This is a genomic window from Staphylococcus sp. EG-SA-17 (genome assembly GCF_017151845.1).
GTDB lineage: Bacteria > Bacillota > Bacilli > Staphylococcales > Staphylococcaceae > Staphylococcus > Staphylococcus aureus.
The window spans coordinates 66,253-77,835 of the sequence record NZ_JACVZO010000011.1; the positions used below are offsets into that span (position 1 = coordinate 66,253).

8 protein-coding genes and 2 pseudogenes are annotated in these 11,583 nt (G+C 35.7%); all 10 read left to right on the top strand.

The features are described 5' to 3' along the window. Nucleotides 1-16: 16 nt before the first annotated feature. Nucleotides 17-1,705, top strand: coding sequence for a dihydroxy-acid dehydratase (gene ilvD, locus IDG65_RS07255; RefSeq protein WP_001255780.1), 1,689 nt, complete (start codon nt 17-19; stop codon nt 1,703-1,705). A gap of 27 nt (nt 1,706-1,732) precedes the next feature. Then, nucleotides 1,733-3,502 (top strand): biosynthetic-type acetolactate synthase large subunit, encoded by a 1,770-nt coding sequence (gene ilvB / locus IDG65_RS07260; protein WP_000047817.1) that lies wholly within the window; start codon nt 1,733-1,735, stop codon nt 3,500-3,502. Then, the gene (locus IDG65_RS07265; RefSeq protein ID WP_000196911.1) at nt 3,502-3,756 is read left to right on the top strand and encodes an ACT domain-containing protein; all 255 of its coding nucleotides are present in this window, start codon (nt 3,502-3,504) and stop codon (nt 3,754-3,756) included. Before ilvB ends, IDG65_RS07265 begins: the two co-directional genes overlap by 1 nt. A gap of 137 nt (nt 3,757-3,893) precedes the next feature. Continuing rightward, nucleotides 3,894-4,898, top strand: coding sequence for a ketol-acid reductoisomerase (gene ilvC, locus IDG65_RS07270; protein ID WP_000214559.1), 1,005 nt, complete (start codon nt 3,894-3,896; stop codon nt 4,896-4,898). Between the two features lie 29 nt (nt 4,899-4,927). Next, entirely contained in the window at nt 4,928-6,457 is a 1,530-nt protein-coding gene (locus tag IDG65_RS07275) for a 2-isopropylmalate synthase (protein WP_000094586.1), read from the top strand. Nucleotides 6,458-6,459: 2 nt separating this feature from the next. Beyond that, nucleotides 6,460-7,483, top strand: a pseudogene (leuB, locus tag IDG65_RS07280) (3-isopropylmalate dehydrogenase). A 13-nt stretch (nt 7,484-7,496) separates the two neighbouring features. Beyond that, nucleotides 7,497-8,866: pseudogene (leuC, locus tag IDG65_RS07285) on the top strand (3-isopropylmalate dehydratase large subunit). Continuing rightward, nucleotides 8,867-9,439 (top strand): 3-isopropylmalate dehydratase small subunit, encoded by a 573-nt coding sequence (gene leuD, locus IDG65_RS07290; protein ID WP_061385144.1) that lies wholly within the window; start codon nt 8,867-8,869, stop codon nt 9,437-9,439. A gap of 14 nt (nt 9,440-9,453) precedes the next feature. Next, entirely contained in the window at nt 9,454-10,722 is a 1,269-nt protein-coding gene (gene ilvA, locus IDG65_RS07295) for a threonine ammonia-lyase IlvA (protein ID WP_000216849.1), read from the top strand. A gap of 200 nt (nt 10,723-10,922) precedes the next feature. After that, nucleotides 10,923-11,583, top strand: a 661-nt coding sequence (locus tag IDG65_RS07300) for a transposase (protein WP_206174062.1), incomplete at its 3' end; no start/stop codon positions are given.

Genomic DNA, 11,583 nt, shown 5'->3' on the forward strand with positions numbered 1-11,583 from the left:
TACGGGGGAATTTACTATGCGAAGCGACATGATCAAAAAAGGAGATCACCAAGCACCAGCAAGAAGTCTTTTACATGCCACGGGCGCGCTAAAAAGTCCAACTGATATGAACAAACCATTTGTAGCTATTTGTAACTCTTATATTGATATTGTTCCTGGACATGTTCATTTAAGAGAGCTTGCAGATATAGCTAAAGAAGCAATTAGAGAAGCCGGTGCCATTCCATTTGAATTCAATACAATTGGTGTTGATGATGGAATAGCTATGGGACATATCGGAATGCGATATTCTCTACCATCACGTGAAATTATTGCAGATGCAGCTGAAACTGTAATTAACGCTCATTGGTTTGACGGCGTATTTTACATTCCTAATTGTGACAAGATTACACCCGGTATGATTTTAGCAGCCATGAGGACAAACGTACCAGCTATCTTTTGCTCTGGTGGACCAATGAAAGCTGGCTTATCTGCACATGGAAAAGCATTAACACTTTCATCAATGTTTGAAGCAGTCGGCGCATTTAAAGAAGGATCGATTTCTAAAGAAGAATTTTTAGATATGGAACAAAATGCCTGCCCTACTTGTGGTTCATGTGCTGGGATGTTTACTGCAAATTCAATGAACTGTTTGATGGAAGTTTTAGGTCTAGCATTACCATACAACGGTACTGCACTTGCAGTCAGTGATCAACGACGCGAAATGATTCGCCAAGCAGCTTTTAAATTAGTTGAAAATATTAAAAATGATTTAAAACCACGTGATATCGTTACTCGCGAAGCAATTGATGATGCATTTGCACTTGATATGGCTATGGGTGGTTCAACAAACACAGTACTGCATACGTTAGCCATTGCCAATGAAGCTGGTATTGATTATGACTTAGAGCGCATTAATGCTATTGCCAAACGCACGCCATATTTATCAAAAATAGCACCTAGTTCATCGTATTCAATGCATGATGTGCATGAAGCTGGTGGCGTCCCAGCAATTATTAATGAATTGATGAAGAAAGATGGCACGTTACACCCAGATAGAATCACAGTTACTGGCAAAACGTTACGTGAAAATAACGAAGGCAAAGAAATTAAGAACTTTGATGTCATTCACCCTCTTGATGCACCATATGATGCACAAGGCGGTTTATCTATCTTATTTGGTAATATCGCCCCTAAAGGCGCAGTTATTAAAGTTGGCGGCGTTGATCCATCTATCAAAACATTTACTGGGAAAGCAATTTGTTTCAATTCGCATGATGAAGCTGTTGAAGCAATAGACAATCGTACCGTTCGTGCAGGCCACGTCGTTGTCATTAGATATGAAGGACCTAAAGGTGGACCAGGTATGCCTGAAATGTTAGCACCTACTTCCTCTATTGTTGGTCGCGGCTTAGGTAAAGATGTTGCATTAATTACTGATGGGCGTTTTTCCGGTGCCACAAGAGGTATTGCAGTTGGTCATATTTCCCCTGAAGCTGCATCTGGTGGACCAATTGCCTTAATTGAAGATGGAGATGAGATTACTATTGATTTAACAAATCGTACATTAAACGTAAACCAGCCTGAAGATGTTCTAGCGCGTCGCCGAGAATCTTTAACACCATTTAAAGCGAAAGTAAAAACAGGTTATCTAGCTCGTTATACTGCCCTAGTAACTAGCGCAAATACAGGTGGCGTCATGCAAGTCCCTGAGAATTTAATTTAATTTATTTTTATATTGGAGATGGTTAAAATGTCTAAAACTCAACATGAAGTAAACCAAAATATTGACCCTTTAAAAATGGCTGAATCACTTGAACCCGAACAACTAAATGAAAAAACTTTAAATGATATGCGTTCAGGATCAGAAGTGCTAGTAGAAGCTCTACTTAAAGAAAATGTGGATTATTTATTCGGTTATCCTGGTGGTGCCGTACTACCTTTATATGACACGTTTTATGATGGTAAAATCAAACATATTTTAGCAAGACACGAACAAGGTGCTGTTCATGCTGCAGAAGGTTATGCACGTGTATCTGGTAAAACTGGCGTCGTTGTAGTTACAAGCGGTCCAGGTGCAACAAATGTAATGACAGGTATTACGGATGCACATTGCGACTCTTTACCTCTAGTTGTATTCACCGGACAAGTTGCTACACCAGGCATTGGTAAAGATGCATTCCAAGAAGCGGATATTCTATCTATGACTTCACCAATTACAAAACAAAATTATCAAGTGAAACGTGTTGAAGATATCCCTAAAATCGTACACGAAGCTTTCCATGTAGCGAATTCTGGACGCAAAGGTCCTGTAGTGATTGATTTTCCAAAAGATATGGGTGTTTTAGCTACAAATGTGGATTTATGCGACGAAATCAATATTCCAGGTTATGAAGTTGTTACAGAACCAGAAAATAAAGACATTGACACTTTCATCTCACTTTTAAAAGAAGCGAAAAAGCCTGTCGTATTAGCCGGCGCAGGTATTAATCAATCAAAATCAAATCAATTATTAACACAGTTTGTTAATAAACATCAAATCCCAACAGTTACTACTTTACTAGGTCTAGGTGCTGTACCTTATGAGGATACACTATTTTTAGGTATGGGAGGTATGCATGGTTCTTATGCTAGTAACATGGCATTAACTGAGTGTGATTTACTCATTAATTTAGGTAGCCGCTTCGATGATAGATTAGCAAGCAAACCTGATGCCTTTGCACCTAACGCCAAAATTGTACATGTAGATATTGATCCTTCAGAAATCAATAAAGTTATTCATGCAGATTTAGGTATTATTGCAGACTGTAAAAGATTTTTAGAATGTTTAAATGATAAAAATGTTGAGACTATAGCACACAGTGACTGGGTTAAACATTGTCAAAATAATAAGCAGAAACACCCATTTAAACTTGGTGAAAAAGATCCAGTATTTTGTAAGCCACAACAAACAATCGAATATATCGGCAAAATTACAAATGGTGAAGCAATTGTTACTACAGACGTGGGACAACATCAAATGTGGGCAGCTCAATTTTATCCATTTAAAAATCACGGACAATGGGTTACAAGTGGTGGTTTAGGAACAATGGGATTCGGTATTCCTTCGTCAATTGGTGCCAAATTAGCTAATCCTGATAAAACAGTCGTATGTTTCGTCGGTGACGGTGGTTTCCAAATGACAAACCAAGAAATGGCACTATTACCCGAATATGGTTTAGATGTCAAAATCGTACTAATCAATAATGGAACACTAGGTATGGTTAAACAATGGCAAGATAAGTTCTTTAATCAACGCTTCTCACACTCAGTATTTAATGGTCAACCTGATTTTATGAAAATGGCAGAAGCATATGGCGTCAAAGGTTTCTTAATCGATAAGCCAGAACAACTGGAAGAACAATTAGATGCAGCGTTTGCTTATCAAGGACCAGCTTTAATTGAGGTTCGTATTTCCCCTACTGAAGCTGTAAACCCAATGGTTCCGAGTGGCAAATCAAATCATGAAATGGAGGGCTTATAATGACAAGAATTCTTAAATTACAAGTTGCGGATCAAGTCAGCACGCTAAATCGAATTACAAGTGCTTTTGTTCGCCTACAATATAATATCGATACATTACATGTTACACATTCTGAACAACCTGGGATTTCTAACATGGAAATTCAAGTCGATATTCAAGATGATACATCACTTCATATATTAATTAAAAAATTAAAACAACAAATTAATGTTTTAACGGTTGAATGCTACGACCTTGTTGATAACGAAGCTTAATTTTAAGACAAAGGCAATGATGCGCTAATTAGTTATAGATATATCATAGGCTGCTAGTTAACATCTGCCACTATTACAAAGTTATATTTCAGAATTTTCAAAAAAACAAAATATTTAATTATTTGGAGGAATTTATTATGACAACAGTTTATTATGATCAAGATGTAAAAACGGACGCTTTACAAGGCAAAAAAATTGCAGTAGTAGGTTATGGATCACAAGGCCACGCGCATGCACAAAACTTAAAAGACAATGGATATGATGTAGTCATCGGTATTCGCCCAGGTCGTTCTTTTGACAAAGCTAAAGAAGATGGATTTGATGTGTTCCCTGTTGCAGAAGCAGTTAAGCAAGCTGATGTAATTATGGTGCTATTACCTGATGAAATTCAAGGTGATGTATACAAAAACGAAATTGAACCAAATTTAGAAAAACATAATGCGCTTGCATTTGCTCATGGCTTTAACATTCATTTTAGTGTTATTCAACCACCAGCTGATGTTGATGTATTTTTAGTAGCTCCTAAAGGACCGGGTCATTTAGTTAGACGTACATTTGTTGAAGGTTCTGCTGTACCATCACTATTTGGTATTCAACAAGACGCTTCAGGTCAAGCACGTAATATTGCTTTAAGTTATGCAAAAGGTATTGGTGCAACTCGTGCAGGTGTTATTGAAACAACATTTAAAGAAGAAACTGAGACAGATTTATTTGGTGAACAAGCAGTACTTTGCGGTGGTGTATCGAAATTAATTCAAAGTGGCTTTGAAACATTAGTAGAAGCGGGTTATCAACCAGAATTAGCTTATTTTGAAGTATTACATGAAATGAAATTAATCGTTGATTTGATGTATGAAGGCGGTATGGAAAATGTACGTTACTCAATTTCAAATACTGCTGAATTTGGTGACTATGTTTCAGGACCACGTGTTATCACACCAGATGTTAAAGAAAATATGAAAGCTGTATTAACTGATATCCAAAATGGTAACTTCAGTAATCGCTTTATCGAAGACAATAAAAATGGATTCAAAGAATTTTATAAATTACGCGAAGAACAACATGGTCATCAAATTGAAAAAGTTGGTCGTGAATTACGCGAAATGATGCCTTTTATTAAATCTAAAAGCATTGAAAAATAAGATAGACCTACAATGAGGAGTTGTTAAATATGAGTAGTCATATTCAAATTTTTGATACGACACTAAGAGACGGTGAACAAACACCAGGAGTGAATTTTACTTTTGATGAACGCTTGCGTATTGCATTGCAATTAGAAAAATGGGGTGTAGATGTTATTGAAGCTGGATTTCCTGCTTCAAGTACAGGTAGCTTTAAATCTGTTCAAGCAATTGCACAAACATTAACAACAACGGCTGTATGTGGTTTAGCTAGATGTAAAAAATCTGACATCGATGCTGTATATGAAGCAACAAAAGATGCAGCGAAGCCGGTCGTGCATGTTTTTATAGCAACATCACCTATTCATCTTGAACATAAACTTAAAATGTCTCAAGAAGACGTTTTAGCATCTATTAAAGAACATGTCACATACGCGAAACAATTATTTGACGTTGTTCAATTTTCACCTGAAGATGCAACGCGTACTGAATTACCATTCTTAGTGAAATGTGTACAAACTGCCGTTGACGCTGGAGCTACAGTTATTAATATTCCTGATACAGTCGGCTACAGTTACCATGATGAATATGCACATATTTTCAAAACCTTAACAGAATCTGTAACATCTTCAAATGAAATTATTTATAGTGCTCATTGCCATGACGATTTAGGAATGGCTGTTTCAAATAGTTTAGCTGCAATTGAAGGCGGTGCAAGACGAATTGAAGGCACTGTAAATGGTATTGGTGAACGAGCAGGTAATGCAGCACTTGAAGAAGTCGCGCTTGCACTATACGTTCGAAATGATTATTATGGTGCTCAAACTGCCCTTAATCTCGAAGAAACTAAAAAAACATCGGATTTAATTTCAAGATATGCAGGTATTCGAGTGCCTAGAAATAAAGCAATTGTTGGCCAAAATGCATTTAGTCATGAATCAGGTATTCACCAAGATGGCGTATTAAAACATCGTGAAACATATGAAATTATGACACCTCAACTTGTTGGTGTAAGCACGACTGAACTTCCATTAGGAAAATTATCTGGTAAACACGCCTTCTCAGAGAAGTTAAAAGCATTAGGTTATGACATTGATAAAGAAGCGCAAATAGATTTATTTAAACAATTCAAGGCCATTGCGGACAAAAAGAAATCTGTTTCAGATAGAGATATTCATGCGATTATTCAAGGTTCTGAGCATGAGCATCAAGCACTTTATAAATTGGAAACACTGCAACTACAATATGTCTCTAGCGGCCTTCAAAGTGCTGTTGTTGTTGTTAAAGATAAAGAGGATCATATTTACCAGGATTCAAGTATTGGTACTGGTTCAATCGTAGCAATTTACAATGCAGTTGATCGTATTTTCCAAAAAGAGACAGAATTAATTGATTATCGTATTAATTCTGTCACTGAAGGTACTGATGCCCAAGCAGAAGTACATGTAAATTTATTGATTGAAGGTAAGACTGTCAATGGCTTTGGTATTGATCATGATATTTTACAAGCCTCTTGTAAAGCATACGTAGAAGCACATGCTAAATTTGCAGCTGAAAATGTTGAAAAGGTAGGTAATTAATTATGACTTATAACATTGTTGCCCTACCTGGTGATGGAATCGGTCCAGAAATTTTGAACGGATCTCTATCCTTGCTTGAAATTATAAGTAATAAATATAACTTTAATTATCAAATAGAGCACCACGAATTTGGTGGTGCCTCTATTGATACATTCGGCGAGCCTTTAACTGAGAAAACCTTAAATGCGTGTAAAAGAGCAGATGCTATTTTACTGGGTGCAATCGGTGGACCTAAATGGACAGATCCTAACAATCGACCAGAACAAGGATTATTAAAATTACGTAAATCATTAAATTTATTTGCAAATATACGCCCCACTATCGTTGTCAAAGGCGCTAGTTCTTTATCACCTTTAAAGGAAGATCGCGTTGAAGGCACAGATTTAGTTATAGTCCGTGAATTGACAAGTGGTATTTATTTTGGAGAACCTAGACATTTTAATAATCACGAGGCCTTAGATTCTCTTACTTATACAAGAGAAGAAATAGAACGCATTGTTCACGTAGCATTTAAATTGGCTGCTTCAAGACGAGGAAAACTAACATCAGTTGATAAAGAAAATGTATTAGCTTCTAGTAAATTGTGGCGCAAAGTCGTAAATGAAGTGAGTCAATTATATCCAGAAGTAACAGTAAATCACTTACTTGTTGATGCTTGTAGCATGCATTTAATCACAAATCCAAAACAATTTGACGTCATAGTTTGTGAAAACTTATTTGGCGATATTTTAAGTGATGAAGCTTCAGTGATTCCTGGTTCACTTGGTTTATCACCTTCTGCTAGTTTTAGTAACGATGGTCCAAGATTATATGAGCCTATTCATGGATCAGCACCAGATATTGCAGGTAAAAACGTTGCCAATCCATTTGGAATGATTCTATCTTTAGCGATGTGTTTACGTGAAAGCTTAAATCAACCAGATGCTGCAGATGAATTAGAACAACATATTTACAACATGATTGAACATGGGCAAACTGAATACTACTGATATTTTCGAAATTCTATCTCAAAAATTGAATCACTAAGGGGGAGATGTAAATGGGTCAAACATTATTTGACAAGGTGTGGAACAGACATGTGTTATACGGGAAATTGGGCGAACCGCAACTATTATACATTGATTTACACCTTATACATGAAGTTACTTCTCCTCAAGCATTTGAAGGACTTAGCTTCAAAACAGAAAATTAAGACGCCCAGATTTAACATTTGCAACACTCGATCACAATGTTCCTACTATTGATATTTTCAATATTAAAGATGAAATTGCAAACAAACAAATCACAACATTACAAAAAAACGCCATAGATTTTGGGGTGCATATTTTTGATATGGGCTCTGATGAACAAGGTATTGTTCACATGGTAGGACCTGAGACAGGACTTACACAGCCCGGCAAAACAATCGTTTGTGGTGACTCTCACACAGCAACACATGGAGCATTTGGTGCTATTGCATTTGGAATTGGAACAAGTGAAGTTGAACATGTTTTCGCAACTCAAACGCTATGGCAAACAAAACCCAAAAACTTAAAAATCGATATTAATGGTACCTTACCAACAGGCGTCTATGCTAAGGACATTATTCTGCATTTAATTAAAACGTATGGTGTTGACTTTGGTACAGGCTATGCTTTGGAATTTACTGGCGAAACAATTAAAAACCTTTCAATGGACGGTCGAATGACTATTTGTAACATGGCTATCGAAGGTGGTGCCAAATACGGCATAATCCAACCTGATGATATAACATTTGAATATGTTAAAGGGAGACCATTTGCCGATAACTTCGCTAAATCAGTTGATAAGTGGCGTGAGCTATATTCTGATGACGACGCGATATTTGATCGTGTAATTGAACTTGATGTTTCAACATTAGAACCACAAGTGACATGGGGAACTAATCCTGAAATGGGTGTTAATTTCAGTGAACCATTCCCTGAAATCAATGATATCAACGATCAACGTGCGTATGATTATATGGGGTTAGAACCAGGTCAAAAAGCTGAAGATATCGACTTAGGGTATGTTTTCCTCGGTTCATGTACAAATGCTAGACTATCAGATTTGATTGAAGCTAGTCATATTGTTAAAGGAAATAAAGTTCACCCAAATATTACAGCTATTGTCGTACCAGGTTCTCGTACAGTAAAAAAAGAAGCTGAAAAATTAGGTCTAGATACTATCTTTAAAAATGCAGGATTTGAATGGCGTGAACCAGGATGTTCAATGTGTTTAGGCATGAATCCTGACCAAGTACCTGAGGGTGTACATTGTGCATCTACATGTAATCGAAACTTCGAAGGACGACAAGGCAAAGGTGCTAGAACACATTTAGTATCCCCTGCTATGGCAGCAGCAGCAGCTATTCATGGTAAATTTGTGGACGTAAGAAAGGTGGTTGTTTAAATGGCAGCAATCAAACCTATTACAACATATAAAGGTAAAATAGTCCCTCTTTTCAACGATAATATCGATACAGATCAAATCATTCCTAAAGTACACTTAAAGCGTATTTCAAAAAGTGGCTTTGGTCCATTTGCTTTTGATGAATGGCGGTACTTACCTGATGGTTCAGATAATCCTGATTTCAATCCAAATAAGCCTCAATATAAAGGTGCATCCATATTAATTACTGGAGATAATTTTAGATGTGGTTCAAGTCGTGAACATGCAGCTTGGGCACTTAAGGACTATGGCTTTCATATTATTATTGCAGGAAGTTTCAGTGACATTTTTTATATGAATTGTACAAAAAATGCAATGTTACCAATTGTTTTAGAAAAAAATGCACGTGAACATCTTGCTAAATATGTTGAAATTGAGGTCGATTTACCAAATCAAACTGTGTCATCACCAGACAAGAGTTTCCATTTTGAAATTGATGAAACTTGGAAGAATAAACTTGTAAATGGCTTAGATGACATTGCAATCACCCTACAATATGAATCATTAATAGAAAAATATGAAAAATCACTTTAAGGGAGTTGAATATTATGACAGTCAAAACAACAGTTTCTACGAAGGATATCGATGAAGCATTTTTAAGACTTAAAGATATTGTCAAAGAAACACCTTTACAATTAGACCATTACTTATCTCAAAAGTATGATTGTAAAGTTTATTTAAAACGAGAAGATTTACAATGGGTACGTTCTTTTAAATTAAGAGGTGCTTACAACGCTATTTCTGTTTTATCAGATGAAGCTAAAAGTAAAGGAATTACATGTGCGAGTGCAGGTAATCATGCTCAAGGTGTTGCCTATACAGCTAAAAAACTTAATTTAAACGCTGTTATCTTTATGCCAGTCACTACACCTTTACAAAAGGTAAATCAAGTAAAGTTCTTTGGAAATAGTAACGTTGAAGTTGTACTCACTGGTGATACATTTGATCACTGTTTAGCTGAAGCTTTAACTTATACAAGTGAACATCAAATGAACTTTATAGATCCATTCAATAATGTTCATACAATTTCTGGACAAGGTACGCTTGCTAAAGAAATGCTAGAACAAGCAAAGTCTGACAATGTTAACTTTGATTATCTATTTGCCGCAATTGGTGGTGGTGGTTTAATTTCAGGTATTAGTACCTATTTTAAATCCTATTCTCCCAACACAAAAATTATCGGAGTTGAACCTTCAGGTGCTAGTAGTATGTATGAATCTGTTGTCGTAAATAATCAGGTTATCACATTACCTAATATCGATAAATTTGTCGATGGAGCTTCTGTAGCCAGAGTTGGCGATATTACTTTTGAAATTGCCAAAAAAAATGTAGATAACTACGTACAAGTGGATGAAGGTGCTGTATGTTCAACAATTTTGGATATGTATTCAAAACAAGCAATAGTAGCAGAACCCGCTGGCGCTTTAAGTGTAAGTGCGCTTGAAAACTATAAAGATCATATTAAAGGTAAAACAGTGGTTTGTGTCATTAGTGGTGGTAATAATGATATTAATCGAATGAAAGAAATTGAAGAACGTTCATTACTATACGAAGAAATGAAGCATTACTTTATCTTAAATTTCCCTCAACGTCCAGGTGCATTGAGAGAATTTGTAAATGACGTATTAGGACCTCAAGACGATATTACTAAATTTGAATACTTAAAAAAATCTTCTCAAAATACAGGTACTGTCATTATTGGTATTCAACTTAAAGATGATGATGATTTAATACAACTCAAACAACGTGTAAATCATTTCGATCCTTCCAATATTTATATTAATGAAAATAAGATGTTATATTCATTGTTAATTTAGCACATAGTAAGAAAAGCAGTCATAAATTGATTTCTGATTGAAATCATCTTATGACTGCTTTTTATTATACTTTACATTTCTCGTTCGTCGCTAAGAACCTTTCTTGACTGGAAATGATAATTTAATAATGTACACTTTTGATTGTTTAAACATGTACAATTTTTAAAAAACTAGAGATAATTTTATTGAGGTGAACAACAATGAAATTATCTTTAGACATAAATACTGATTTTGAAGTTACTACTCTTACAGATTTACCAAAATTAAAAATTGTTATGGAGAACTTAAACATGAAAATAAACAAAAGTGAAATAGCGAGACACATGGGTGTTGATAGAAGAACAGTTGATAAATATTTAAATGGCTTTGAGCCAACCAAAAAGAGAAATCGTCAGTCTATTATTGACAAGTATTACCCTATCATCGAAAAATTACTTTCAGACTCTAGCGAACAAAAGTTCTACTATAAGCGTATTCTTTGGCAATATTTGAAGGATAAACATGGGTTAATGTGTGCCTATTCTACATTTAGAGCTTATATCCTTAAACATGATGAGTTTAATCGTTATTTTATGAAAGGTTATCAACAGATGTCGCCTAAAGGCACACCGAGATTCGAGACAAAAGCCGGTCATCAAGCACAGTTTGACTGGAAAGAAGGCATTAACTTTAAAACGAAGGATAATCAAATCGTTTCACTAAATATAGGCGTACTACTACTTCCTTATTCCCGCTTTGTAATCATGCAAGTGACAATGAATAAATCAAGTGATGTCTTATTTAATTTATTGACACAAGCGTTTGAGCTAATGGGAGGTGTGCCTAATGAACTTGTAACAGATAACATGAAAACGGTCATGG

Excerpts from the sequence above, each read along its gene's own strand:
- ilvD (WP_001255780.1), top strand. The coding sequence starts at position 17 with ATGCGAAGCGACATGATCAAAAAAGGAGATCACCAAGCACCAGCAAGA.
- ilvB (WP_000047817.1), top strand. The coding sequence starts at position 1,733 with ATGTCTAAAACTCAACATGAAGTAAACCAAAATATTGACCCTTTAAAA.
- IDG65_RS07265 (WP_000196911.1), top strand. The coding sequence starts at position 3,502 with ATGACAAGAATTCTTAAATTACAAGTTGCGGATCAAGTCAGCACGCTA.
- ilvC (WP_000214559.1), top strand. The coding sequence starts at position 3,894 with ATGACAACAGTTTATTATGATCAAGATGTAAAAACGGACGCTTTACAA.
- IDG65_RS07275 (WP_000094586.1), top strand. The coding sequence starts at position 4,928 with ATGAGTAGTCATATTCAAATTTTTGATACGACACTAAGAGACGGTGAA.
- leuD (WP_061385144.1), top strand. The coding sequence starts at position 8,867 with ATGGCAGCAATCAAACCTATTACAACATATAAAGGTAAAATAGTCCCT.
- ilvA (WP_000216849.1), top strand. The coding sequence starts at position 9,454 with ATGACAGTCAAAACAACAGTTTCTACGAAGGATATCGATGAAGCATTT.